Below are 23,752 nucleotides of genomic sequence, written 5' to 3'. Positions count from 1 at the left end.
GATGCAGGGCCTCAACCTGTCCCAGCCCGGCCTGAAGCACGACCCCCAGTGGTTCAAGAAGGCGGTCTTCTACGAGGTGCTCGTCCGCGCCTTCGCCGACTCCAAGGGCTCCGGCGCCGGTGACTTCACCGGCCTCATCAACCGGCTCGACTACCTCCAGTGGCTCGGGGTCGACTGCCTCTGGCTGCCGCCCTTCTACGCCTCGCCGCTGCGCGACGGTGGCTACGACATCGCGGACTACAAGGCGGTGCTGCCCGAGTTCGGCACGCTGCCCGAGTTCACCGAGCTCGTCTCGCAGGCCCACGCGCGCGGCATCCGCATCGTCACCGACTTCGTCATGAACCACACGAGCGACCAGCACCCGTGGTTCCAGGCGAGCCGCGCCGAGCCGGACGGGCCCTACGGCGACTTCTACGTCTGGTCCGACACCGACGACGGCTACGACGACGCGCGCATCATCTTCGTCGACACCGAGGTGTCCAACTGGACCTTCGACCCGGTGCGCCGGCAGTTCTTCTGGCACCGCTTCTTCAGCCACCAGCCCGACCTCAACTTCGAGAACGAGGCCGTGCAGGAGGCGATGTTCGACATCGTGCGCTTCTGGATGGACCTCGGCATCGACGGCTTCCGCCTCGACGCGGTCCCCTACCTCTTCGAGGAGGAGGGAACCAACTGCGAGAACCTGCCGAGGACCCACGAGTTCCTCGCCAAGCTGCGCGCCATGGTCGACACGGAGTACCCCGGCCGGATCCTGCTCGCCGAGGCCAACCAGCCGCCGGCCGAGGTCGTCGACTACTTCGGCACCGAGGAGGCGCCGGAGTGCCAGATGTGCTTCCACTTCCCCGTCATGCCGCGCCTCTACTACTCGCTCCGCGAGGAGAAGGCCGCGCCGATCATCGACGTGCTCGCCGACACCCCGGCCATCCCGAACGGCACCCAGTGGGGCACCTTCCTGCGCAACCACGACGAGCTGACCCTCGAGATGGTCACGCCCGAGGAGCGCGCCGCGATGTACGGCTGGTATGCGCCCGACCCGCGCATGCGCGCCAACGTCGGCATCCGCCGCCGGCTGGCTCCCCTGCTCGACAACTCACGGCCCGAGATCGAGCTCATCCACGCGCTCATCCTGTCGCTGCCGGGGTCACCGTGCCTCTACTACGGCGACGAGATCGGGATGGGCGACAACATCTGGCTCACCGACCGCGACGCGGTGCGCACGCCGATGCAGTGGACGCCCGACCGCAACGCCGGCTTCTCGAGCGTCGACCCGGGCAAGCTCTACCTGCCCGTCATCAGCAGCCTCGTCTACCACTACAACAACATCAACGTCGAGGCGCAGATGGCCTCGTCGGCCTCGCTCCTGCACTGGGTGCGCGGCATGCTCCAGGTCCGCGGTCGCCACCCCGTCTTCGGGCTCGGTGACTTCACGGTCGTCGAGGCCGACAACGAGGCGATCCTCGCGTTCACGCGCACGATGGAGCCGGACGGCAACGAGCCCGGCGAGGCGGTGCTCTGCGTCAACAACCTCTCGAGCCGTCCCCAGGCCGCGACGATCCAGCTGCCCGAGCACCTCGCGGGACGTGAGCTCATCGACCTGTTCGGCGGTAGCGGCTTCCCGTGGGTCGCCGACGACGGCCGGGTCACCCTGACGCTCGGCTCGCGCGACTTCTTCTGGCTCCGCGTGCGGGGCGGGGATGACCGCTGATGGCGATCGTGCACAAGGGCGCGTCCATCGTGCCGACCAAGACGGAGATGGTGACCGAGTGGATGCCGCGCCAGCGCTGGTACCACGGCAAGGGACACGTCCCGGTGCTGCGCCGCGTCGGCGGCTTCCGCTTCGAGGACCCCGAGGGTGAGGTCGGCTGCGAGACGCTGCTGCTCGCCGACGAGGCCGTGAGCCCCGCGGTCGTCTACCAGGTCCCGCTCACGTACCGCGCCGCGCCGCTGGAGGGTGCCGAGCACGCCCTGCTCGGCACCATGGAGCACAGCGTCCTCGGCACGCGCTGGGTCTACGACGGCCCGCACGACCCCGTCTACGTCGACCAGCTCGTGGCGACGATCCTCGGCGCCGGCGTGTCCGACGAGGCGCAGGCCTCCGTCGGCAGCAACGCGCTCGCCACCGGGTCGTCCACGGGCCACGCGGACGGCTCGGTCTCGTCGTCGTCGGTGCTCAGCGGCGAGCAGTCCAACACCTCGATCATCTGCCGCACGACCGCGCCGGAGGGCGGCCCCGGCGAGCCGCTCATCGTCAAGGTCTTCCGCACCCTCCAGGACGGCGACAACCCCGACGTCGTCGTCCAGTCGGCCCTGACGGCCGAGGGCTCCGACCGCGTCCCGATGGCGATCGGCCACCTCTCCGGCGCCTGGGACGCACCCGAGGGTGGCCCACCGATGCACGGTCACCTCGCCTTCGCGCAGGAGTTCATCCCCGGCGTCGAGGACGCCTGGCGGGTGGCCCTCGTCGCTGCCGCGTCGGGCACGGACTTCACGTCCAGGGCCCGCGACCTCGGCGTCGTCACCGCGCAGATCCACGGCGCGCTCGCGCACTCCCTCGGCACCCACGAGGTCACGCCCGAGGCCCGCGAGGCCGTCGTCACCTCGATGCGGCAGAGGTACGCCGCAGCCGTGGCCCTCGTGCCCGACCTCGCCTCCCGCTCGGCCGCGGTCGAGCGCGTCGTCGCGTCGGTGCGTGACGTGCACTGGCCCCCGCTGCAACGCATCCACGGTGACTACCACCTGGGCCAGGTGCTCGACGTTCCCGAGCGGGGCTGGGTGGCGCTCGACTTCGAGGGCGAGCCGCTGCGCCCGCTCGCCGAACGCGTGCGCCCGGACCTCACGGCCCGTGACGTCGCGGGCATGCTCCGGTCGTTCGACTACGCCGCGGGCTCCGTGGCGCTCGCCGAGGTGCCGGTCGACGCCACCGCCTGGGCCGCGAGCTGCCGGGCCGCCTTCCTCGACGGGTACGCCTCCGTCGCCGGCACGCCCGATGCGGACGCGCAGGTCCTCACCCGTGCGCTCGAGCTCGACAAGGCGCTCTACGAGGTGGTCTACGAGGCGCGCAACCGGCCCACGTGGCTGCCGATCCCGCTCGGCGCCGTCGAGCGGCTCACCACCCCGGAAGGCACGCCATGACCCCCGAGACCACCCATGGTCCCTCCCTCGACGACGCCGCCATCACGGCCTTCCTCCAGGGCCGCAACGGCCAGCCGCACGACCTGCTCGGCCACCACGTCGGCCCGGGCGGCCTGACGATCACGGCCTACCGCCCGTTCGCGACGCGCGTCGGCGCCCGCCTCGACTCGGGCGAACGCGTCGAGCTGCAGCACGTGCGCGACGGCATCTGGTCGATGACCTCGCCGGACTTCGGCACGACGCACGACTACCGCCTGCTCGTCGAGTACGGCGACGGCGTCGAGCACGAGCAGGACGACCCCTACCGCTTCGCCCCGACGCTCGGCGAGATCGACCGGCACCTCATCAACGAGGGCCGTCACGAGCAGCTGTGGACCGTCCTCGGTGCGCACGTGCGCCACTACCCCGGTCCCCTCGGCGACGTGTGGGGCGTGTCGTTCGCCGTCTGGGCCCCGCGGGCCAAGGCCGTGCACGTCATCGGCGACTTCAACGACTGGGACCGCCGTTCGCACCCGATGCGGGCCCTCGGCGAGAGCGGCATCTGGGAGCTGTTCCTGCCCGGCGCCCAGGAGGGCATGAACTACCAGTTCGCCGTCCGCGGGCCCGACGAGCTCGTCCGGCTCAAGAGCGACCCCATGGCGCGCATGACCGAGGTCGCCCCCAAGCAGGCCGCGATCGTCACCGAGACGCACTACGACTGGCGCGACGACGACTGGATGGAGCGTCGCCGCACGAGCAACGCCCACCAGGGCCCGATGAGCATCTACGAGGTCCACCTCGGCTCGTGGCGCCAGGAGCTCGGCTACCGCGGCCTCGCCGAGCACCTCGTCAACTACGTCCGTGACCTCGGCTTCACCCACGTGGAGTTCCTGCCCGTCATGGAGCACCCCTACGTGCCGTCGTGGGGCTACCACGTCACCGGCTACTACGCCCCGAGCTCGCGGTGGGGCCGGCCCGACGACTTCCGCTTCCTCGTCGACGAGCTGCACCGGGCCGGCATCGGGGTGCTGCTCGACTGGGTGCCCGGTCACTTCGCCACCGACGAGTGGGCCCTGGCCCGGTTCGACGGGCTGCCCCTCTACGAGCACCCGGACCCCCGAAAGGGGTGGCACCCCGAGTGGGGCTCCAACATCTTCGACTACGGCCGTCCCGAGGTGCGCAACTTCCTCGTCGCCAACGCGATCTACTGGCTCGAGGAGTTCCACCTCGACGGCCTGCGGGTCGACGGCGTCGCCTCGATGCTCTACCTCGACTACGCCCGTGACCCGGGCGCCTGGGTGCCCAACAAGGACGGCGGCCGCGAGAACCTCGAGGCGGTCGAGCTGCTGAAGGAGACCAACGGCACCGCCTACAAGCGCGTCGGCGGCATCGTCACGATCGCCGAGGAGTCGACGACGTGGCCGGGCGTCACCAAGCCGACCAACGAGGGCGGTCTGGGCTTCGGCTTCAAGTGGAACATGGGCTGGATGAACGACTCGCTCAAGTACCTCGGCGAGGAGCCCATCTACCGCAAGTACCACCACGGCAAGCTGACCTTCTCGCTCATGTACGCGTTCGACGAGAACTTCGTGCTGCCGATCAGTCACGACGAGGTCGTCCACGGCAAGGGCTCCCTGCTGCGCAAGTCGCGCGGCTCGCGCGAGGAGCAGGTGGCGACGCTGCGCGCGTTCCTCGCCTACCTCTGGTGCCACCCCGGCAAGCAGCTGCTCTTCATGGGCTGCGAGTTCGGCCAGGAGTCCGAGTGGTCCGAGGGTCGCAGCCTCGACTGGTGGCTGCTGGAGCAGCCGCTGCACTACCGCGTGCACAACCTCGTCAAGGACCTCAACGGCATCTACCGCAGCCGCCGCGCCCTGTGGGAGCTGGACGCCGACCGCTCGGGCTTCGAGTGGCTCGAGGCCGACGACGCCGCCCACAACACCTTCTCGTGGCTGCGCTTCGGCACGGGTGACCGCGCGACCGACGCCCCGGTCGTCGCCTGCGTCATGAACTTCAGCGGCGAGACCCAGCAGTCGTACCGGATCGGGCTGCCGAGGGGCGGCCGGTGGACCGTCGTCCTCGACACCGCCGGCTACCACCCCGACGCCCCGAGCAGCACCGGGCTCGTCGTCGAGGCCCGCCCGGAGCCCTGGCACGACCAGCCGTATGCCGTCGACCTCACCGTGCCGCGCCTGTCGACCGTCTGGCTCGTGCCCGTCGACGAGCCCGGGGCTCCCGCTGTCGCGGCCACGGCCCACGCCTCGGCCGCCGGCGCCACCGTGCCGGGCACCGCCGTCGACTCCGCACCCGCCACGACCACGAACGGAGACCCCTCATGACCCACCCGCGCGCCGGTCAGCCCGCCCAGCCCGAGGACCTCGTCGACGTCGACGCCCTCGTCGGCGCCTACTACGACCGGCACCCCGACGTCGACGACCCCGACCAGCAGGTCGCGTTCGGCACGTCCGGCCACCGCGGGTCGAGCCTGCGCACCGCCTTCAACGAGCACCACATCCTCGCCACGACCCAGGCGATCGTCGACTACCGCACCTCGCAGGGCTTCGACGGCCCGCTCTTCATCGGCCGCGACACCCACGGGCTCTCCGAGCCGGCCTGGCGCTCCGCGCTGGAGGTCCTCGTCGCGAACGGTGTGCAGGTCCTCGTCGACGACCGCGACGGGTTCACCCCGACACCGGCCGTCTCGCACGCGATCCTGCGCGCCAACCACGGGAAGCACTCCGGCTCCAGCGGTCTCGCCGACGGCATCGTCGTCACGCCCTCCCACAACCCACCCGCCGACGGCGGCTTCAAGTACAACCCGCCGCACGGCGGCCCGGCCGACACCGACGCGACGTCCGTCATCGCCCGGCGAGCCAACGACCTCATCCGGGGCGGGCTCAAGGACGTCCGGCGCGTGCCGTTCGAGCAGGCCCGCGGCGAGGCCGGCTCCTACGACTTCATGGGCACCTACATCGACGACCTGCCCAACGTCCTCGACCTGGCCAGGATCCGCGATGCCGGGGTGCGCATCGGGGCCGACCCGCTCGGTGGCGCCTCGGTGGCCTACTGGGGCGAGATCGGCGAGCGTCACGGGCTCGACCTCACGGTGGTCAACCCGCGCGTCGACCCGCAGTGGGCCTTCATGACGCTCGACTGGGACGGCAAGATCCGCATGGACTGCAGCTCCCCGTCGGCGATGGCCTCGCTCATCCACGCCAAGGACGCCTACGACATCTCGACCGGCAACGACGCCGACGCCGACCGGCACGGCATCGTCACCCCGGACGCCGGGCTGATGAACCCCAACCACTACCTCGCCGTCGCGATCCAGTACCTCTACGGCGGCGCCCGCCCCGACTGGCCGGCGACGACCGCCATCGGCAAGACGCTCGTCTCCTCCTCGATGATCGACCGCGTGGCGGGCGATCTCGGGCGAACGCTCCTCGAGGTGCCCGTCGGCTTCAAGTGGTTCGTGCCGGGCCTGCTCGACGGCTCGGTCGGGTTCGGGGGCGAGGAGTCCGCCGGCGCGAGCTTCCTGCGCACGGACGGCACCGTCTGGTCCACCGACAAGGACGGCATCCTGCTGGCCCTGCTCGCCTCCGAGATCCTCGCGGCCACCGGCCGGACACCCAGCCAGCACTACGCCGAGCTGACCGCCCGACACGGCGACCCGGCATACGCCCGCATCGACGCAGCGGCGTCCCGGGAGGAGAAGGCCAAGCTGGGCGCCCTCTCCCCCGAGGACGTGACGGCCGAGACGCTGGCCGGGGAGCCGATCACCGGCAAGCTCACGGAGGCTCCCGGCAACGGCGCCAAGATCGGGGGGCTCAAGGTGACGACGGAGAGCGCCTGGTTCGCGGCCCGCCCCTCGGGCACCGAAGACGTCTACAAGATCTACGCCGAGTCCTTCCAGGGCGCGGACCACCTCGCCCGCGTGCAGGCCGAGGCCAAGGACGTCGTGTCGGCGGCCCTCGGCGGATGAGCGCGACGGACGAGTCCGGCCCGCGAGGTCGGCTCCTGCTCGTGACGGCCGCCCGGGCTCCGGTCCGGGCGGCCCTCGCCGCGGCGGTGGCCGGCCGCCTCGACCGCGCGGTCCTCGTCGACGGGGCCGCGCTCGAGCAGGCCCTCTGCTCAGGAGCGGCGCCGGGCTGGGACGACCCGCCGACGTCGGAGCAGCTGAGGCTGCGGCTGCTGCGCTGGTCGGCCGCGTTGGCCGTCGCCGAGACCTACCAGCTCGAGGGTTTCGACGCGATCGTCTCCGAGGACGCCCTCGGAGACCGACTCGAGGACTTCCTCGACCTCGTCGAGCCGGAGCCGGTGCACGTCGTCGTCGTGCGCGACGACGCGGACCCGGCGACCCCGCACTGGGGTCTGTGGGTCGGCACGGACGGTACCGACGACGCAGCAGACACCGACGCCACCGCCGACGACGTGGTGGAGCGCCTCGCGGACGCCCTCGTGCTGACCGCGGAGACCGACTGACGGCGCACGGTCGGCACCCGAACCACCCTGTGCGCAGCGAGCCACCCTGTCGGTGGCGAGGTCGCACGACAGCGCCGAGCCACCCGCACGCGGGTGGCTCGGCGCTGCGAGCGTGGCTCGGACTCTAGAAGAGGGCGCTCATGAGGGACTTGCGCGCCCTGGCGACGCGCTCGTCCGTGACACCGATGACCTCGAAGAGCTCCACGAGGTGCTCGCGCGCCTTGTTGCGGTCGGCGTCGGCCGTGACCCGCACGGTGTCGATGAGGCGCATGAACGCGTCCTCGACGTGACCGCCGAGCAGGTCGAGGTCGGCGACGAGGATCTGGGCGTCGACGTCCGTCGGCGCTGCCGCGGCGGCGGCCCGCGCGGCCTGGAGGTCCGCGCCCTGCGTGCGCTGCATGAGCCCGACCTGGGCGAGGCCCAGCTTGGCATCCGTGTCGGCGGGGCTCTGCGCGAGCGCCTCACGGTAGGCAGCGGCAGCACCGTCGAGGTCACCCGACTCGATGGCGTCGAACGCCTTCTGGTGCAGCGGCGGGAGGGGCTGCTCCTGCTCCGCCTCACCTGCCGCGGGGGCGGCGTCTCCCGCCGGAACGGTACCGGTGACCCCGTGCTGCGCGGCGAGCTGGAGCACCTGGTCGATGACCGCGGTGATCTGGGCCTCGGGCTGCACCCCCTCGAAGAGCGGCACGGGCTGGCTCTGCACGAACGCGAAGCTCACCGGGACGGCCTGCACCTGGAAGGCCTGCAGGATCGTGGGGTTGGCGTCGACGTCGACGCTGACCAGCTGGAAGCGGCCGCCGTAGCGCCGGGCGACCGAGCCGAACGTCGTCACGAAGTCGGCGGACTCCTGCAGACGCGCGGACCACAGCACCATGACGACCGGGTGCCGGTCGGATGCCGCGATGACGTCACGGATCGTGGCGTCAGTGCCCTCGATGACGAGGCCAGCACCGTCCCCGAAGGTGGAGACCGCGCCGGAGGCGGGGCCAGCCGGCTGGGCCGGACGCTTGAGCGATGACAGGTCGACGGCACCGCGAAGTGCTGCTGCGGTGAATGGCTGGTGACTCATAGATCAATCCTGCCTCACCGACCCGAGCCGGCGACGAGCTGGTCGGATGCGGCGACGATGCGCGCCTGTCCCGACGCAGGGATGACGATGGCGATGATCTCGTTGGAGGTCAGGTTGGCCTCCGTGGTGATCTGCTTGATGCCGGTCAGGAGCGTCAGGTCCTTGGCCGGGGTGAGCTTGACCGGGGTCCGCATCGCGATGGCGTCGTTGCGCACGAGGTGGGCGAAGACGATGGCGCCCTTGCCGTCCTTGAGACGCAGGCCGCCGATGACGCCCTTGGGCTGGTGCTCCTGGGTGAACGCGCCCTGGTTGTTGAGCGCCTTGGACTGGGCGATCGCGGACTGGCGCAGCTGCTCCGACAGCGGGTCGTCCGCGAGCACCTTCGTGCTCGTCGGGTCCGGGTACTTCACCGAGGCGGCGAACGCGGCGACGACGTCGTCGGGCTTGGCGCTGAGGCCTGAGCCGTCGCCGAGGGCGGCTGACCCGTCGGACGTGGGGTCGAGCGCGTCGAGCTTGGCGTCGGGAAGCATCGGCGTGACCGCGGCGGCCTTGAACGAGGCGCCGTCCTGTCCTCCGACGAGGAGCACGAGGACCGCGGCCCCGGTCTTCTTCAGCGTCGTCTGCGCCAGCACCTGCTGCGGGTTGTCGCCGCCGCGCGAGATCGCGAGGACCTTGACGCCAGTGGTGGCGAGCTCCGCGTCGGCCTTCTCGGCCGTGGTGCGGCCCGGCAGGCTCTTGGCGTAGGCGTTGGCCGACTGCAGGGCGGCACCGACGAAGGCCTTGTCACGGGCAGCGGCGCCGCCGGCCGAGGCGTCGAGGGACGACGTCGCGGCGGCGCTCACCGCCGAGGTGGCCGTCGTCTGCGCGGCGTCCGGGGCGACGGCGGGGGTCCCGGGGGCACCGCTGTCGTCCGAGTTGCCGGTGCAGGCGGAGAGCATGGCAGCACAGGCGAGCGCGGCGGCAAGAGCACGTCGACGGGTCGCGGTGCGGGGCATGGAAAAGCCTTTCGGTGACGCAGGAGGACAGGCCGAGCACGCTCGACCGCGACCCACGATACGCACGGACCGTGCTGGTTCCCCAATCCGCGGGAGCGGCTCGCCGAGGACATTTCCGGACGGTCCGGGCGCACTTCGTGCAGCAGGGGCTCGTCGATGTCAGACGGGTCACGCTGGAGCATCGAGACGGATGCCCGTTATGCGCAGTTCGTCCCGCTCTGTTCAAGCGCGTCGGATCATCCGCATCTCTGGTGTCCCCGTCGCCGGGTGCACGTCCCGACCACCCTCGTCGACGAAACCCCGACGCCGGTAGAACGCCTGCGCGCGGGCATTGCCCTCGACGACCCACAGGGTCGCCGCCCGGGCGCCGACGAGGTCGTCGAACAGGCGGTCCGCGACACCCGTGCCACGGACGCGCGACGTGAGGTTGACGGCATACAGCTCCCACGCCGTGGGGGCGTCCTCGTCGCGGCTCGGGCCGGCACTGCCGAAGCCGGCGAGGTCGCCCTCCCCGTCGACGACGACGAGGGTTCGGGCACCGCCGGACCCCGTCACGTCGCGCCGCGCGACGACCTCACGCCAGGTGTCTGCGCACCGCTCGTCGCTGAGGCCGGCCAGGTAGTCCGCAGGCATGAGGCCGGCGTACGTCTCGCGCCACACGGCCATGTGGACGCGCCCCAGCTCGTCACAGTCCTCGGCCGCGAGCGGCCTGAGGTGCCAAGCGTGCTCAGTCATCCTGCTGACGGCCCAAGGCGTCCTCGAGTCGCTCGAGCTTGCCGTCGAGCTCACCGGTCCACCCGGGGCGGATGTCCGCCTTGAGCACGAGGCCGACCCGCGGCGAGGTCTGGGCCAGGACGTCGCAGCACTGCTTGACGACGGCCATGCACTCGTCCCACTCCCCCTCGATGGTCGTGAACATCGCGTCGGTGCGGTGCGGCAGACCGGAGTCACGCACGACGCGGATGGCTCGGGCGACGGCGTCGGACACCGATCCGGTGTCGTCGGCCGCGACGGTGGGAGCGACGGAGAAGGCGATCAGCATGCCCTCACCGTATGCCGCCCCGGCACCCGTCGCGAGACCGCCCTCGCCGACCGCGCCGACCCGGCTCCGCGGGTCACGGAGCTACACGGCCTTGCGCATCGTCAGGGCCTCCTCGATGATCTCGAAGCCCAGGTCGACGTTGATCCGGACCATCCACGGGTTCTGCTCGTCGTTCATCGTGCGCACCGAGCGCCTCTGTGGCGCAAGGCGACCCAGCCCCTCGAGGTTGGCGACCTTGACCGCCATGCCGAGGCGGTGGCCACGGTGCTCCGGCAGGACGAGCGTGCCCCACTGGAACACGACGTCGGGCTCCGTCGAGGGCACGCAGAGGTCCGAGTAGGCGGCGACGACACCGCTCGCGTGGTGCACGGCCACGGCCGTGACGAGGGTTCGTCCCGTGTCGCGCTGGTGGTCGAGCATCGTCTGGTAGTCCTCGACGGTCAGCGACTCGGGCTCGAACTCGACCTCGCCGGTCGGGGCGTCGAGGATGAGCCGGTTCGACGCGTCGCAGACACCCTGGCGCAACTCGTCGGGGACACCGTCGACGTGGACGCTGATGTCGTACGCACCCGCCGTGGCCTCACCCGTCCGGGCGCACTGTCGCGCCATGACGTCGGCGGCGACGGGCAGCCGCAGCGAGCGCACGATCTCGACGCTCGACACGGAATACCCTCGCTTCAGGGCGAACTCGCGGTCGGAGTGCGACTCGCGGCTGCCGACCGGGACGAAGACCTCGCTGAGCAGCAGGTCTCGCCCGGCGTCCCTCGCCTGCTGCTCCGTCCAGTCGAGCAGGGCCGTCCCGACACCGGCCCGCCGGTGCTCGGGGTCGACCTGCAGCTCGAACCAGCACTTGTCGAGGTTGTCGCGCTCCGGGAAGGACAGGCGGCTCCAGCCGGCCGGTGACCCGTCGACGAGTGCGACAGCTCCCTGGTCACGCTCGCCCGGGAACGTGAAACGCACCGTCTTGACGAACTCCTCCTCGGTGCGTCGGATCGGCTGGACGCGTGAGACCGCCTCACTGCGCGTGACCACGCCGTGGAGCGCCTTGAGCATGACGTCGTCGTCATGGTCGAGCGGGATGATCTCCATCTGTCGACGGTGGCACCGAGGGCCGCCACCGCGCCAACGAATTACGGATGCCGTGTGCCTCCGACGCGCGCCCCGCCGGTCCGTCGTGACACAGCAGGTACCGGCGCTCGGTCGCACGAGCTTCACCGCTGCCGACCTCCGGTGTCCCGGTCGCCACTCAACCGGCGGCGGCGGGCTCAGGTACCGAGCTGCTCCACGAGACGGTCGGCGGCGGCATACGGGTCGGTGCGACCGGCGATGACGTCGCGGGCCAGGGCGGTGACGCCGTCATGCCCCCCGAGGTGACCGAGCCGGGCCCGCAGCGCCGCGAGGGCGATGGTCTCGATCTCGTCGACGACGCGACGCTCGCGACGCTGGACGAGATCGCCGTTCTCCTCGATGTGGGCGCGGTGCTTGTCGAGCGCCTCCATGACCTCGTCGATGCCGACCTTCTGTGCCGCAACGGTCTTCACGACCGGCGGTCTCCAGAGGCCGGGCTCGGTGCGGTCGCCGAGGGAGATCATGTGGCGCAGGTCGCGGACCGTGGCGTCGGCGCCGTCACGGTCGGCCTTGTTGACGACGAAGACGTCGCCGATCTCGAGGATGCCGGCCTTGGCGGCCTGGATGCCGTCGCCCATCCCCGGCGCGAGGAGCACGACCGAGGTGTCGGCCAGGCCTGCGATCTCGACCTCCGACTGCCCCACACCGACCGTCTCGACGAGCACGACGTCGCACCCTGCTGCGTCGAGCACGCGGATGGCCTGCGGCGTCGTGAAGGACAGTCCGCCGAGGTGCCCGCGGGAGGCCATGGACCGGATGTAGACCTCCGGGTCGAGCGCGTGGTCCTGCATGCGGATGCGGTCCCCGAGCAGCGCGCCGCCGGAGAAGGGCGAGCTGGGGTCGACCGCGAGCACGCCGACCCGCAGGCCCCGCTCACGGAAGGCGCCGACGAGGGCGGTGGTCGTCGTCGACTTGCCGACCCCGGGCGAGCCGGTGATCCCGATGACCCAGGCGTTGCCGGCATGGGGCGCGAGGGCCGCCATGACCTGACGGAGGGACTCGTGCCCGTCCTCGACGAGGGAGATGAGGCGTGCGACGGCGCGCGGCGAACCCGCCCCGGCCGACTCGACCAGGGCGGGGACGTCGACGGATCGCCGTGCCACGTGGGGGAACTCGCTCGTCAGGCGCTCTTGGGCACGCGGACGACGAGGGCGTCGCCCTGCCCGCCACCACCGCAGAGGGCCGCGGCCCCAACGCCACCGCCGCGGCGCTTGAGCTCGAGGGCCAGGTGCAGCGCGATGCGGGCACCCGACATGCCGATGGGGTGGCCGAGGGCGATGGCGCCGCCGTTGACGTTGACCTTGTCGACGTCGATGCCGAGCTCCTTGGCGGAGGCGAGGCCGACCGCGGCGAAGGCCTCGTTGATCTCGACGAGGTCGAGGTCGGCGGGCGTGATGCCCTCCTTCTCGCAGGCCCGGGCGATGGCACGCGCCGGCTGCTGCTGCAGCGTCGAGTCGGGCCCGGCGACCATGCCGTGCGCGCCGATCTCGGCGAGCCACGTGATGCCCAGCTCCTCGGCCTTGGCCTTGCTCATGACGACGACCGCGGCGGCGCCGTCGGAGATCTGCGAGGCCGAGCCGGCCGTGATGGTGCCGTCCTTGCTGAAGGCGGGACGCAGGCCACCGAGCGAGGCGGTCGTCGTGTCGGCACGGATGCCCTCGTCGCTCTTGAAGACGACCGGGTCGCCCTTGCGCTGCGGAATGCTCACGGGGACGACCTCGTCGTCGAAGAGCCCGTCCTTCCACGCCTTGGCGGCCAGCTGGTGGCTGCGGGCGGAGAACTCGTCCTGCTCCTCACGGGTGAACGCCTGCTCGCCGGTGTTGGCCTGCTCGGTGAGCAGCCCCATGGCCTGGTCGGTGAAGGCGTCCCACAGGCCGTCGAAGGCCATGTGGTCGCGCATCGTCACGTCGCCGTACTTGTAGCCCTCACGCGACTTCGTCATGAGGTGCGGCGCGTTGGTCATGGACTCCTGGCCGCCCGCCACGACGACGTCGACCTCGCCGGCACGGATCAGCTGGTCGGCCATCGCGATGGCGTTGATGCCGGAGAGGCAGACCTTGTTGATCGTCAGGGCGGGCACCGTCATGGGGATGCCCGCGGCGTGCGCGGCCTGGCGGGCCGGGATCTGTCCGGCACCGGCCTGCAGGACCTGGCCCATGATGACGTACTCGACCTGCTCCGGGGCCACGCCCGCCTTCTCGAGAGCGCCCTTGATGGCGACGCCACCGAGGTCCGAACCGGAGAAGTCCTTGAGCGAGCCGAGCAGGCGACCCATGGGGGTCCGGGCACCGGCGACGATCACGGAGGTGGGACGGTCAGCAGTCATGGGTGAAGCCTCTTCCGACGTCATGGGGGATGTCGCCGTCAACTCTAGTCGCGGGCGTCCGGGAGCCCCCTCCGAGCATGACCAAGCGCACACGGCATACGCGGGTCGTATGCCGTCACGCCCCCTACGTTGGGAGCATGAGTGCGACTCCCGACCCCCTCTTCACCCACATCGACCACGTCGGCATCGCCGTGCCGGACCTCGACGCGGCGATCGCGTTCTACGAGGAGAAGTACGGCATGACGATGCTGCACGAGGAGACGAACGCCGAGCAGGGCGTGCGTGAGGCGATGATGGGCGTCGGGGAGTCCGGCTCGTGCATCCAGCTGCTCGCGCCGCTGTCCCCCGAGTCGACGATCGCGAAGTTCCTCGACCGCAGCGGGCCGGGCATCCAGCAGCTCGCCTACCGGGTCGGTGACATCGACGCCGTGTGCGCCACCCTGCGCGAGCGCGGGCTGCGCCTGCTCTACGACACCCCCAAGCGCGGTACGAGCGACAGCCGCGTCAACTTCATCCACCCCAAGGACGCCGGCGGAGTCCTCGTCGAGCTCGTCGAGCCGGCGGCCTCAGCCGCTCACTGACGACGCGAGCGGCCCGGCGACGCCGGACCGGTGCGACGCGAGCTCGCTCTCGGTCAGCACGACGAGGGCCGCGGTCCAGGCGAGGGGTGCCGGGCCGGCGGGGCTCCCGTCCGGGAGGACCTTCTCGGGAAGGCTGCCCCAGGTGGTGCAGTGGTGGCTCAGCCACGTCATCCAGTGCTCGGCGACGAGAGGGTGCCCGGACGCGGCGGCGGAGTAGGCGACCATCGCCGTCTCGGGGGTCCAGGACACGCCGTCGCTCTTCCAGGCCACCCCCGGCGCCAGGCCGCCCGCGCTGCGCAGGGCCAGGACGGGGTACCGGGCCCAGGCCCGCTCGGCCGCGACGTCGTCGGTCTCGGCGAAGGGCGGCATGAGCATGGCCACGGCCGCGTCGAGGCCTCCGGAGTGACCGTGCCGCTCGTAGTCCGGCCCGAACTGGGTGCGGATCAGGGCCCGGAGGCGGTGAGCGGCCCGCGCCACGTGCTCGGCCCGGCGGCTGTCGCCCTCCGCGGCATACGTCCTGGACGCGCCCTCGAGTCCGGCGGCGAGGGGCGCTGCGGTGCCGAGGGTGACCCGGCGTTCGGACACCTCCCAGTAGTCGGGCGAGGCCTCGGGCAGGCGCGCGCCACCGTCCGTCTGTGCCAGGGCGAAGCCGACGGCGCGGTCGCGCAGGCCGCGCAGCGCCGGAGACAGGACCCGGTCCGGACTCGCGGCCCGGACCCGGTCGAGCGACCACAGGACCCAACCGGCGCCGTCCGTCTGGCGGGGACGGCCGTCGGGCGGCCCCGAACCGTCGAGCCGGTAGCGGGCCTCGAACCCGCCGTCCGGCAGCTGCACCCTGCCCATGAAGCCCAGCACCCGCCGGGCGTCCGCGAGGTGTCCGGTCTCGGCGAACGCGACGGCGACGAAGGCGGAGTCCCTCGGCCAGGCGTACGCCCACGGCCCGTCGGGCCCGGCTGCCACCGCACCGTTCGCGAGGGTGAGCGCATGGAGGTCGCGGAGCGCCTGGGCTGCGACGCGGGAGCGGGCGCCGGCCGCCGGCACCGTCCCGTCGGCGAGCCAGACCCCCTCGACCACCGGGCCGACCAACCGGTCGCCGAGGGACGTCGGAGCCAGGAGCGACCCCGACCGCCAGCCGGCGTCGTTGCGCAGGACCGGGAGCGGGTCGTTGCCCATGAGCTGAGGGACCAGCACCCAGCCGGCCACGACGACGGAGGCCACGGCAGCCAGCACGAACCGACGCACGCGCACCTCCTCGACCTCGCGGCGACCTGCCCCTCGACCTGCCCCTGGACCTGCCTGGACCTGCCCCTGGGCCCTGCCCCTCGACGCGCCCTGACCCTGCCCGTCGACCGGGGCCAGTGTGGCACGACCCCGGACCTCCCGACCGGGGATCGGGACCACCGCCCCGTAGCATCGGCTGCCATGGAGGTGACACGCCGTCAGGCCCTGACAGCGGCAGCGGGCGCAGCCGTCGGCGCGGCCGGGGCGGTCGGTGGCGTCCGCCTCAAGGAGCACCTCGACGAGTCGACGCCGCTGCCCTTCTACGGCAGCCCCGTGAGCGCGGTGCGGCCGGACCGCACGCCGCCGTCCGCAGCGAGCGCGTCGGTCGTCTGGGGTGGCGCGGGTGGCGCGGGTGGCGCGGGTGGCGCGGGTGGCGCGGGTGGCGCGGGTGGCGGCGCCGACCAGCGGCGGGTGGCGTTGACCTTCGACGACGGCCCCCACCCGGACTGGACCCCGCGCGTGCTCGCGGCGCTCGCGGCGCAGGACGTGCCGGCCACCTTCTTCTGCCTCGGCCGCAACGTGCGTGACCACGGCGGGCTGCATCGTGAGAGCGTCGGACGCCACGAGCTGGCCAACCACACCTTCGAGCACCCCGATCTCGGCCGGCTCGACTGGTCGCAGTGCCGCGACGAGATCGCACGCACGACGCGGCTCATGGAGGACACCTACGGCGCCACCCCGACGCTGTTCCGTCCGCCGTACGGCCACCTCGGCGGGGCGTCGCTCCTCGCGGCCGCCGAGGCGGGCCTCACCACGGTGCTGTGGTCTGCCCAAGCCCGCGAGGACCTCGTGTCCGGGCGCCCGGACGGCATCGTCGACGACATCGCCTCGCAGGTCCGGCCGGGCTCGATCGTGCTCATGCACGACACGGGCTCGCAGGACCGGCTCGTCACCATCGACCGCCTGCCCGCGATCATCCGCCGGCTTCGCGACGACGGCTACGGCTTCGTCACCGTCTCGGACCTGCTGGCCGGTACGAGGGCCAGCGCGACCACCCCGAGCCACGGGTAGGCGGGCCAGAGGGCCAGTCGCTCGAGGCCGCCGACCCAGCTCACGGCCCCGAGCCGCAGCGCGAAGGCCGCAGCAGCCAGGAGCGTGAGCACACCGACCACGAGGCCGGACCGGGCGACAGTTCGAGACACGGCGCCGGAGCGCCGCAGCGCCTCGGCGGTGACGAGCACGGCGAGCGGCTGGAGCACGAAGACCGGCAGCGCCGCTACGACGTGCCACGAGGGCTGCTGGTCGACGGGCACGAGCCCGACGGCCGCGGCCGCGATCGCCGAGACGACCCAGAGCGCCACGGCGGCCCCACCCCAGGCGCCGGCACCGAACCGTGGCCGGAGGAGCACGGCGCCGGCCGCTCGGAGCACGCCGAAGACGATGAAGGCGGCGTCCATCCCGACGTGCCACGGCGAGCAGATGTCGACGGGCGAGCCGCCGTGCCCCGGGCCGCACGTCAGCATCCCGAGGGCGCTGATCGTGTCGTCCCGGAGGGAGTAGGTCGTCGACGCGCCGGCCGCCACGAGCAGCTCGACGAGCAGGTAGCCGGGCTGCGCGAGCCAGCAGCCGCGTCCCAGCGTCATCCGTCGCACGCGCCGACCGTACCCGCTCGGAGGCGTGGCCCCGCGCGACGTCACCTCTCCCGTCCCCGTGACCCAGGTCACCTGTGGTGGCCGTCTCAGATGGAGCTACCGGCGGGTCACGTCTCGCTACGTTCGGGGGCACACCGCACGGGTTCGACACCGTCTGGACCCACCAATGACGCTGCGACGTAAGGACCTTCAATGCAGGCCATCCGCGACGCCATCCTCTCCGGCGACCGCACCCAGGAGACCTACGCGAACATCGAGATCCCCGCGACCTACCGCGGGGCGACCGTCCACAAGGACGAGGTCGGCATGTTCGAGGGACTCGCCACGCGCGACAAGGACCCGCGCAAGTCGTTGCACATCGACGAGGTCCCCGTGCCCGAGCTCGCGCCCGGTGAGGCGCTCGTGGCCGTCATGGCCAGCGCGATCAACTACAACACCGTGTGGACCTCGATCTTCGAGCCCGTCTCGACGTTCGGCTTCCTCGAGCGCTACGGCCGCATGTCGGAGTTCTCCAAGCGTCACGACCTGCCCTACCACGTCGTCGGGTCCGACCTCGCCGGCGTCATCCTGCGCACCGGGCCCGGCGTGACCAAGTGGAAGCCGGGCACCGAGGTCGTCGCGCACTGCCTGTCCGTCGAGCTCGAGGACGCCGAGGGCCACGACGACACGATGCTCGACCCGCAGCAGCGCATCTGGGGCTTCGAGACGAACTTCGGCGGCCTCGCCGAGCTCGCGATCGTCAAGGCGAACCAGCTGATGCCCAAGCCCGGTCACCTCACCTGGGAGGAGGCGGCCTCCCCCGGCCTCGTCAACAGCACCGCCTACCGACAGCTGGTCTCCAAGAACGGCGCCGCCATGAAGCTCGGCGACCGCGTGCTCATCTGGGGCGCGTCAGGTGGCCTCGGCTCCTACGCCACGCAGATGGCCCTCGCCGGCGGCGCGACCCCGATCTGCGTCGTCTCCTCCCCCGAGAAGGCCGACATCTGCCGCGCCATGGGTGCCGATCTCATCATCGACCGCAACGCGGAGGGCTACCGCTTCTGGAACGAGGAAGGCACGGTGCAGGACCCCCGCGAGTGGCAGCGGCTCGGCAAGAAGATCCGTGAGCTGACCGGAGGCCACGACGTCGACATCGTCTTCGAGCACCCCGGCCGGGAGACCTTCGGCGCGAGCGTCTACGTGGCGCGCAAGGGCGGCACCATCGTCACGTGCGCGTCGACGTCGGGCTACATGCACGAGTACGACAACCGCTACCTCTGGATGAACCTCAAGCGCATCGTCAGCTCGCACTTCGCCAACTACCGCGAGGCGTGGGAGGCCAACGAGCTGATCAACCGGGGTCTGATCCACCCGACGTTGAGCAAGACGTACACGCTCGACGAGGTCGGCCAGGCGGCGCTCGACGTCCACCAGAACGCGCACCAGGGCAAGGTCGGCGTGCTGACGCTCTCCCCCGAGCCGGGCCTCGGGGTGACCGACCCGGACAAGCGCGCCGGGTTCGCGTCGGCGATCAACCGTTTCGCCGACCAGTAGTCCCCCGCGTCACGCGCCGTGAGCACGAGGGCCGGCCCACCACCACGGTGGGCCGGCCCTCGTCGTGGCGGGTCAGCGGGACTCGAGCACCCTCGTCAGCTGCTCCTCGGTGTCGTCGGCGAGCTTCTCGAAGACGAGCTTCATCGCCGGCGCGGCGAGGTTGGCGAGGCCGTGCAGGCCGAGGTCGGCGTGGTAGGTGATCTCGCTGCCGTCGCCCGACGGCAGGACGGTGATCGTGTCGGTCGACGTCGCGCTGTCGTTGCGCCCGACGAGGACGATCCGGCTGTCGGTGAGCTCGACCAGCTCGTAGTCGAGCTCGGTCGTCACACCGGCGATCTTGGAGACGTTGTGCCAGTGCGCCCCGACGGCGACCGGGCCCTCTCCGACCCGCGTGCACGACTCGGTGCCGGGGTCCCACTCCTCGGCGTTGGCGAAGTCCTTGAGGTAGTCGATGACGGCGGCCGGGGCGGGGCGGACGGTGAAGCTGCGGGTGACGCTGGGCACGGGTGCTCCTCGTGGTGGTCGGGTGGGTGACGGTGCCGTCGGCGGCGCCGTCATGTCGTCGTTCCCCGTGGTCGTACCCGTATGCCGTCAGGCGTGGCCCCGAGGCCTGCCGTAGGCTCGCGACCGTGAGCATCTGGGGACGCTGGACGCGGTACCGACGCGCCCAGCGAGCCCGGATGGACGGCTTCCGGGCCCGCGACCTCGGCTTCGACGTCGAGGCCTCGCAGGCGGCCTGGGGCAGGTCCTCGCGGCCCTCCGGCGGCCCACCCGATGCACCCGACGCGCCCGACTCGCCGGCGACGCCGCAGCCGGCGGGCGCGCCCGGCCCGGGTCCCCTCGCCGACGCCCTGCCCCTCGAGCTCGCCGACGTCGACTCAGGCGCGGGGGACGACCGGGAGCCACCGTCACCACCCCGGTCCGGCGCCCCCCGGCCCTCGGCCGGCAGCAGGCCCGGCAAGGAGGGACGGAAGGACTTCGGGCAGAGCGGCACGCCCTTCAACAAGCAGTCGCCGTTCTACATCGGTTTCGTGGGCGCGCTCGGCGTGCTCACGGCATACGCCGTCGTGCAGGCCGTCGGGCGGCTCGGCACCGTCATCACGCTGCTCGTCATCTCGTTCTTCCTCACGTTGGCCCTCAACCCGCTCGTCGAGGCGCTGACCCGGCGCACCGTGCGACGAGGCTGGGCCGTGACGATCGTCTTCCTCGGCGTCATCGCGGTCTTCACCCTCGTCGGCTGGGTCGTCATCCCCCCGGTGGCACAGCAGGGCACCGACCTCGCCACGAACGTGCCACGGATGTTCGACAACCTCCTGGCCAACCCGTGGGTGCAGGACGTCGACCATCGCTACCAGCTCGTCCAGCGCGTCCAGGAGGAGGTCAACAAGCGCGTCGCCGACGGCAACCTGTGGGCGGGCGTCTTCGGCGGCGTCCTCGACGCGGGCAGGCTCATCGCGACGGGCGTCTTCAGCGGCCTCACGGTGCTCGTGCTCACCCTCTACTTCCTCGCGTCGCTCCCGGCGGTCAAGCAGGCGGCCTATGCCCTCGTCCCGGCCAGCCGCCGGCCGCGAGCCGTCTCCCTCGCCGAGGAGGTCATGCGCCGCGTGGGCTCGTATGCCATCGGCCAGGTCGCCGTCGCCGCCATCAACGCGTTCTTCGCCTGGATCATGATGAGCCTCCTCGGGCTGCAGTTCGCCGCGGTGCTGGCGGTGCTCGTGGGCTTCCTCGGGCTCGTGCCGATGGTCGGTGCGACCCTCGGCGCGTCCGTCGTCGCCGTCGTCGCCTTCTTCGACGAGCCCCGGAAGGCGCTCATCGTCATCATCTACTTCATCGTCTACCAGCAGATCGAGAACTACGCCGTCATGCCGCGCGTCATGCAGCGGACGGTGGCCGTCCCCGGCGCCGTGACGGTCGTCGCGGCGCTCGCGGGTGGCGCGCTGCTCGGCATCCTCGGCGCGCTCCTGGCGATCCCCTTCGCGGCGGGGGCGCTGCTGCTCTACGAGGAGGTCCTCGTCCCGAGGCAGCGCCGGCACTAGCCGGGGCCCCGGGTGGACCGGTCGGTCGCCGTCGTCAGTCAGCGTCGCCCGCACGGGCGACGTCTGGCAGGCTCAGCCCCATGTCGCACCCTCCACGGTCAGCCGAGGACGTCATCGCCGAGCCCGCGCGCGTGCAGCTCGAGGTCTTCGTCGACGAGCACCGGGCCGCCCTGACGGCCGTCCTCGACGGTCTGACGGAGGCCGAGGCCCGGCGGTCGCTCGTGCCCTCTGCCACGACGCTGCTCGGCCTCGTCAAGCACGTGACGTTCGTCGAGAAGGTGTGGTTCGACGAGGCGGTCACCGGACGGTCGCGGGTCGCGATCGGCATCCCGGCCACGCCGGACGAGTCGTTCGCGCTCGACGACGCCGACACGGTGGCCTCGGTGCGGCAGGCGCACCGGGAGGCCTGCGAGGCCTCACGCGCGGCGACGGCCGGGCTCGGGCTCGACGACCTGCTGCCGGGCAACCGCCGCGGTCCGTTGCCGCTCCGCTGGGTCTACCTCCACGTGCTGCGCGAGCTCGCCCAGCACTGCGGCCATGCCGACATCCTCCGCGAGCAAGTGCTCGCGGCCCGGACGCCGGCATAGGCCGTCTGGCACCGGTCAGCAGCGCGCGGCTGCGCGCCGGGTCGCCGTCCCGATGCCGTCCCGCCGCTCGAGGGCGGTGACCACGGCGGCCATGTCGAGGGCCCCGGAGCCGAGGTCCTCCGTCTCGCGGAAGAGCTCACGGGTCACGTCCAGCAGGGGGCTCACCGCGCCGACCGCCCGGGCCGCGTGGGCGACGAGCCGGGTGTTGCGGTGGACGTCGCGGATCGCCGCCTGCGTCTCGAAGTCCCGCTCGACGAGCATGGCGAGCTTCAGGGTCGAGACGGCGCTCGCCATCGGGCCGGCGTCCAGGGCCCGCTGGAAGGCGCCCGGATCGAGGCCGAGCGCGATGGCGAGATGGTAGGCCTCCGCGAGGCCGGCGACCATGGTGCAGAGGTAGAGGTTGACGGCGAGCTTGGTCCCGGTCCCGGACGGGACGGCGCCGCACCGCAGGACCTCCCGGCAGAAGGGGGCGAGCAGCGGCTCGACGCGGTCGAGGACCGCCGGCCGTCCTGCCGTCAGCGCGACGAGCTCCCCGCGCTCCGCCGGGACACGCGAGCCCGAGACCGGCGCTTCGACGTAGTCGCCACCCGCTGCCTCGACGTCGCCACCGAGCGCCGCCGAGTAGTCCGGTGAGGTCGTCCCGAGGTGCACGACGGTCCGGCCCGACACCATGTCGGCGAACTGCGCGGTCCCGCGCTGGAGGACCTCGTCGATCGCGGACTCGTGGGCCAGCATGAGGAGGACGACGTCACTGACCCCGAAGACGTCGGCGGGCGAGTCCGCGACGGTGGCACCGAGCGCCTGAAGCGCCCCGCTCGCACCGGCGGACCGGTTCCACACGGACAGAGGCACGCCCGACCGCAGCAGGTGCGATGCCATGGGCCGGCCCATGATGCCCAGACCGATGAACCCGACCCGTGTCTCCATGGCGACCTCCAACCGCGCCGGCAGGCTATGACGCTTGTCATAGTAGCCACACGTCATGACAGATGTCATAGTCAAGACCACCACTCGAGGACCGGAGGCGACATGCAGGAGGGCTCACGCGGGCACCGCGAGCGCATCGTCTACGAGGCCGCCCAGCACCTGCGCAGGGCGGGGGTCGGTGGCACGGGCCTGCGACAGGTCGTGGCCGACGCCGCCGCTCCGAGGGGCTCGCTCCAGCACTACTTCCCCGGCGGCAAGGACCAGCTCGTGACCGAGGCCCTCGACTGGGCCGGAACGTGGGCCGCCGAGCGTGTCGCCCAGCACGTCTCAGGCATGCGCCGGCCCTCCCCCGGCCGGCTCTTCACGGCCATGCTCGACGACTGGGCGGCGGAGCTGCAGGCCCGCGACTTCGAGCGCGGCTGCCCGGTCGCCGGCGCCGTCGTCGACTGCGCCGACACCAACCCGGCGATCCGACAGGCGGCCTCGGCCGCCCTGGACACGTGGCGCCGGCCGATCACCGAGGCACTCGTGACGATGGGCCGGAGTCGACGGCGCGCCGAGACCCTCTCGACCCTCATGCTGTGCACGCTCGAAGGAGCCCTCGTCCTCGCCAGGGCGCAGCGCGACACCGCTCCCCTGCGGCTCGTGGCCCGCGAGCTCGCTCCGCTCCTCGACGCCTGACCACCCGTTCGATGTGTCCCCGCGGCTCGGGACCGCGCAGACACGTCTCGGACCGAGGAGGCAGCGTCCGGGTCAGCGGTAGGAGTTGCCGCTCGGGCGGGCGTCCCTCCTCTGCCAGCACCCCGTGTGCCAGTGTCGCCGGTCGCCGAGACCACCCACGCCCTCGGCCGGCCACACGACGACGTGGGGCACCCCGGGCGGGATGTCCTGCTGGCAGCCCGGGCACAGGTAGTCACGGGTGGCGGTCGCACCGCTCACGGAGCGCACCGTCCAGCGCGTGCCGGCATACGACTCCTCACGGGTGGCGCCACCCTGGATCCGCGTCACGTCAAGGGGCACGTGCTCCCGCGCGTGCTTGCTGGGACGACGACGCGAGGGCATGGT

General features: G+C 72.0%; 23 protein-coding genes. 11 read left to right on the top strand and 12 right to left on the bottom strand.

What is annotated here, in order from left to right; genetic code table 11:
- The first annotated feature begins 1 nt into the window (after position 1).
- The 5 genes from treS to TAE01_RS02845 are packed head-to-tail and all read left to right on the top strand — an operon-like array spanning position 2 to position 7,590.
- Entirely contained in the window at positions 2-1,705 is a 1,704-nt protein-coding gene (treS, locus tag TAE01_RS02865) for a maltose alpha-D-glucosyltransferase (RefSeq protein WP_147063220.1), read from the top strand.
- The gene (locus TAE01_RS02860) at positions 1,705-3,132 is read left to right on the top strand and encodes a maltokinase N-terminal cap-like domain-containing protein (protein WP_147063218.1); all 1,428 of its coding nucleotides are present in this window, start codon (positions 1,705-1,707) and stop codon (positions 3,130-3,132) included. Before treS ends, TAE01_RS02860 begins: the two co-directional genes overlap by 1 nt.
- Complete coding sequence (gene glgB / locus TAE01_RS02855; RefSeq protein ID WP_147063216.1) at positions 3,129-5,447, top strand: 1,4-alpha-glucan branching protein GlgB; 2,319 nt, start codon at positions 3,129-3,131, stop codon at positions 5,445-5,447. Before TAE01_RS02860 ends, glgB begins: the two co-directional genes overlap by 4 nt.
- The gene (pgm, locus tag TAE01_RS02850) at positions 5,444-7,090 is read left to right on the top strand and encodes a phosphoglucomutase (alpha-D-glucose-1,6-bisphosphate-dependent) (protein ID WP_147063214.1); all 1,647 of its coding nucleotides are present in this window, start codon (positions 5,444-5,446) and stop codon (positions 7,088-7,090) included. Before glgB ends, pgm begins: the two co-directional genes overlap by 4 nt.
- Positions 7,087-7,590 (top strand): hypothetical protein, encoded by a 504-nt coding sequence (locus TAE01_RS02845; protein ID WP_147063211.1) that lies wholly within the window; start codon positions 7,087-7,089, stop codon positions 7,588-7,590. The genes pgm and TAE01_RS02845 overlap by 4 nt, the downstream gene beginning before the upstream one ends.
- 124 nt (positions 7,591-7,714) lie before the next feature.
- On the opposite strand, the gene TAE01_RS02840 is transcribed toward TAE01_RS02845, so the two are convergent.
- The 7 genes from TAE01_RS02840 to TAE01_RS02810 all read right to left on the bottom strand — a co-directional run bounded on the left by TAE01_RS02840 (position 7,715) and on the right by TAE01_RS02810 (position 14,150).
- Positions 7,715-8,659 (bottom strand): tetratricopeptide repeat protein, encoded by a 945-nt coding sequence (locus TAE01_RS02840; RefSeq protein WP_147063209.1) that lies wholly within the window; start codon positions 8,657-8,659, stop codon positions 7,715-7,717.
- 14 nt (positions 8,660-8,673) lie between these two features.
- Positions 8,674-9,654, bottom strand: coding sequence for a hypothetical protein (locus TAE01_RS02835; protein ID WP_246111100.1), 981 nt, complete (start codon positions 9,652-9,654; stop codon positions 8,674-8,676).
- Positions 9,655-9,876: 222 nt separating this feature from the next.
- A complete protein-coding gene (locus TAE01_RS02830) occupies positions 9,877-10,389 on the bottom strand; it encodes a GNAT family N-acetyltransferase (RefSeq protein WP_147063207.1) in 513 nt (170 codons plus the stop codon).
- Positions 10,382-10,696 (bottom strand): thiamine-binding protein, encoded by a 315-nt coding sequence (locus TAE01_RS02825; protein ID WP_147063205.1) that lies wholly within the window; start codon positions 10,694-10,696, stop codon positions 10,382-10,384. The genes TAE01_RS02830 and TAE01_RS02825 overlap by 8 nt, the downstream gene beginning before the upstream one ends.
- 81 nt (positions 10,697-10,777) lie before the next feature.
- Positions 10,778-11,785, bottom strand: coding sequence for a GNAT family N-acetyltransferase (locus TAE01_RS02820; RefSeq protein WP_147063203.1), 1,008 nt, complete (start codon positions 11,783-11,785; stop codon positions 10,778-10,780).
- A 176-nt stretch (positions 11,786-11,961) separates the two neighbouring features.
- Positions 11,962-12,927: a methylmalonyl Co-A mutase-associated GTPase MeaB gene (gene meaB, locus TAE01_RS02815; protein WP_147063201.1), complete on the bottom strand. Its 966-nt coding sequence runs from the start codon at positions 12,925-12,927 to the stop codon at positions 11,962-11,964.
- Positions 12,928-12,944: 17 nt separating this feature from the next.
- Complete coding sequence (locus TAE01_RS02810; RefSeq protein WP_147063198.1) at positions 12,945-14,150, bottom strand: acetyl-CoA C-acetyltransferase; 1,206 nt, start codon at positions 14,148-14,150, stop codon at positions 12,945-12,947.
- A gap of 137 nt (positions 14,151-14,287) precedes the next feature.
- On the opposite strand from TAE01_RS02810, the gene mce reads away from it, so the two are divergent.
- Positions 14,288-14,731, top strand: a complete 444-nt coding sequence (gene mce, locus TAE01_RS02805; protein WP_147063196.1) for a methylmalonyl-CoA epimerase — start codon at positions 14,288-14,290, stop codon at positions 14,729-14,731.
- Here mce and TAE01_RS02800 read toward each other — a convergent pair.
- Complete coding sequence (locus TAE01_RS02800) at positions 14,717-15,973, bottom strand: glycoside hydrolase family 15 protein (RefSeq protein WP_246111099.1); 1,257 nt, start codon at positions 15,971-15,973, stop codon at positions 14,717-14,719. The genes mce and TAE01_RS02800 overlap by 15 nt on opposite strands.
- A gap of 180 nt (positions 15,974-16,153) precedes the next feature.
- On the opposite strand from TAE01_RS02800, the gene TAE01_RS02795 reads away from it, so the two are divergent.
- The gene (locus TAE01_RS02795; RefSeq protein WP_147063193.1) at positions 16,154-17,023 is read left to right on the top strand and encodes a polysaccharide deacetylase family protein; all 870 of its coding nucleotides are present in this window, start codon (positions 16,154-16,156) and stop codon (positions 17,021-17,023) included.
- Here the strand turns inward: TAE01_RS02795 and TAE01_RS02790 are convergent.
- On the bottom strand, positions 16,951-17,595 hold the full coding sequence (locus TAE01_RS02790; protein WP_246111120.1) for a DUF998 domain-containing protein: 645 nt from the start codon (positions 17,593-17,595) through the stop codon (positions 16,951-16,953). The two genes, TAE01_RS02795 and TAE01_RS02790, sit on opposite strands and share 73 nt — an antisense overlap.
- 201 nt (positions 17,596-17,796) lie before the next feature.
- Here TAE01_RS02790 and ccrA point away from each other — a divergent pair, with 201 nt between their 5' ends.
- Entirely contained in the window at positions 17,797-19,137 is a 1,341-nt protein-coding gene (ccrA, locus tag TAE01_RS02785) for a crotonyl-CoA carboxylase/reductase (protein WP_147063190.1), read from the top strand.
- A 72-nt stretch (positions 19,138-19,209) separates the two neighbouring features.
- Here the strand turns inward: ccrA and TAE01_RS02780 are convergent, their stop codons facing one another.
- Positions 19,210-19,641 (bottom strand): SRPBCC family protein, encoded by a 432-nt coding sequence (locus TAE01_RS02780; protein WP_147063189.1) that lies wholly within the window; start codon positions 19,639-19,641, stop codon positions 19,210-19,212.
- 125 nt (positions 19,642-19,766) lie between these two features.
- On the opposite strand from TAE01_RS02780, the gene TAE01_RS02775 reads away from it, so the two are divergent.
- Complete coding sequence (locus TAE01_RS02775; protein ID WP_246111098.1) at positions 19,767-21,173, top strand: AI-2E family transporter; 1,407 nt, start codon at positions 19,767-19,769, stop codon at positions 21,171-21,173.
- Positions 21,174-21,253: 80 nt separating this feature from the next.
- Positions 21,254-21,760 carry a DinB family protein gene (locus tag TAE01_RS02770; protein WP_147063187.1) on the top strand — a complete coding sequence of 169 codons (507 nt, stop codon included), beginning with the start codon at positions 21,254-21,256 and terminating at the stop codon, positions 21,758-21,760.
- Between the two features lie 15 nt (positions 21,761-21,775).
- Here the strand turns inward: TAE01_RS02770 and TAE01_RS02765 are convergent, their stop codons facing one another.
- A complete protein-coding gene (locus TAE01_RS02765; RefSeq protein WP_147063185.1) occupies positions 21,776-22,687 on the bottom strand; it encodes an NAD(P)-dependent oxidoreductase in 912 nt (303 codons plus the stop codon).
- Between the two features lie 102 nt (positions 22,688-22,789).
- On the opposite strand from TAE01_RS02765, the gene TAE01_RS02760 reads away from it, so the two are divergent.
- Entirely contained in the window at positions 22,790-23,368 is a 579-nt protein-coding gene (locus TAE01_RS02760) for a TetR/AcrR family transcriptional regulator (RefSeq protein ID WP_147063183.1), read from the top strand.
- Positions 23,369-23,440: 72 nt separating this feature from the next.
- Here the strand turns inward: TAE01_RS02760 and TAE01_RS02755 are convergent, their stop codons facing one another.
- On the bottom strand, positions 23,441-23,749 hold the full coding sequence (locus tag TAE01_RS02755) for an Rv1322 family protein (RefSeq protein WP_147063181.1): 309 nt from the start codon (positions 23,747-23,749) through the stop codon (positions 23,441-23,443).
- Positions 23,750-23,752: the final 3 nt, after the last annotated feature.

It is taken from the genome of Terrabacter aerolatus (assembly GCF_007991735.1).
Lineage (GTDB): Bacteria > Actinomycetota > Actinomycetes > Actinomycetales > Dermatophilaceae > Terrabacter > Terrabacter aerolatus.
This window is presented reverse-complemented; position numbering and strand designations above follow the sequence as displayed.

Excerpts from the sequence above, each read along its gene's own strand:
- TAE01_RS02760 (WP_147063183.1), top strand. The coding sequence starts at position 22,790 with ATGCAGGAGGGCTCACGCGGGCACCGCGAGCGCATCGTCTACGAGGCC.
- mce (WP_147063196.1), top strand. The coding sequence starts at position 14,288 with ATGAGTGCGACTCCCGACCCCCTCTTCACCCACATCGACCACGTCGGC.
- TAE01_RS02845 (WP_147063211.1), top strand. The coding sequence starts at position 7,087 with ATGAGCGCGACGGACGAGTCCGGCCCGCGAGGTCGGCTCCTGCTCGTG.
- TAE01_RS02860 (WP_147063218.1), top strand. The coding sequence starts at position 1,705 with ATGGCGATCGTGCACAAGGGCGCGTCCATCGTGCCGACCAAGACGGAG.
- pgm (WP_147063214.1), top strand. The coding sequence starts at position 5,444 with ATGACCCACCCGCGCGCCGGTCAGCCCGCCCAGCCCGAGGACCTCGTC.
- TAE01_RS02795 (WP_147063193.1), top strand. The coding sequence starts at position 16,154 with ATGGAGGTGACACGCCGTCAGGCCCTGACAGCGGCAGCGGGCGCAGCC.
- TAE01_RS02810 (WP_147063198.1), bottom strand. The coding sequence starts at position 14,150 with ATGACTGCTGACCGTCCCACCTCCGTGATCGTCGCCGGTGCCCGGACC.
- TAE01_RS02830 (WP_147063207.1), bottom strand. The coding sequence starts at position 10,389 with ATGACTGAGCACGCTTGGCACCTCAGGCCGCTCGCGGCCGAGGACTGT.
- TAE01_RS02765 (WP_147063185.1), bottom strand. The coding sequence starts at position 22,687 with ATGGAGACACGGGTCGGGTTCATCGGTCTGGGCATCATGGGCCGGCCC.
- TAE01_RS02835 (WP_246111100.1), bottom strand. The coding sequence starts at position 9,654 with ATGCCCCGCACCGCGACCCGTCGACGTGCTCTTGCCGCCGCGCTCGCC.
- glgB (WP_147063216.1), top strand. The coding sequence starts at position 3,129 with ATGACCCCCGAGACCACCCATGGTCCCTCCCTCGACGACGCCGCCATC.
- TAE01_RS02790 (WP_246111120.1), bottom strand. The coding sequence starts at position 17,595 with ATGACGCTGGGACGCGGCTGCTGGCTCGCGCAGCCCGGCTACCTGCTC.
- TAE01_RS02825 (WP_147063205.1), bottom strand. The coding sequence starts at position 10,696 with ATGCTGATCGCCTTCTCCGTCGCTCCCACCGTCGCGGCCGACGACACC.
- TAE01_RS02755 (WP_147063181.1), bottom strand. The coding sequence starts at position 23,749 with ATGCCCTCGCGTCGTCGTCCCAGCAAGCACGCGCGGGAGCACGTGCCC.
- TAE01_RS02820 (WP_147063203.1), bottom strand. The coding sequence starts at position 11,785 with ATGGAGATCATCCCGCTCGACCATGACGACGACGTCATGCTCAAGGCG.
- treS (WP_147063220.1), top strand. The coding sequence starts at position 2 with ATGCAGGGCCTCAACCTGTCCCAGCCCGGCCTGAAGCACGACCCCCAG.
- ccrA (WP_147063190.1), top strand. The coding sequence starts at position 17,797 with ATGCAGGCCATCCGCGACGCCATCCTCTCCGGCGACCGCACCCAGGAG.
- TAE01_RS02770 (WP_147063187.1), top strand. The coding sequence starts at position 21,254 with ATGTCGCACCCTCCACGGTCAGCCGAGGACGTCATCGCCGAGCCCGCG.
- TAE01_RS02840 (WP_147063209.1), bottom strand. The coding sequence starts at position 8,659 with ATGAGTCACCAGCCATTCACCGCAGCAGCACTTCGCGGTGCCGTCGAC.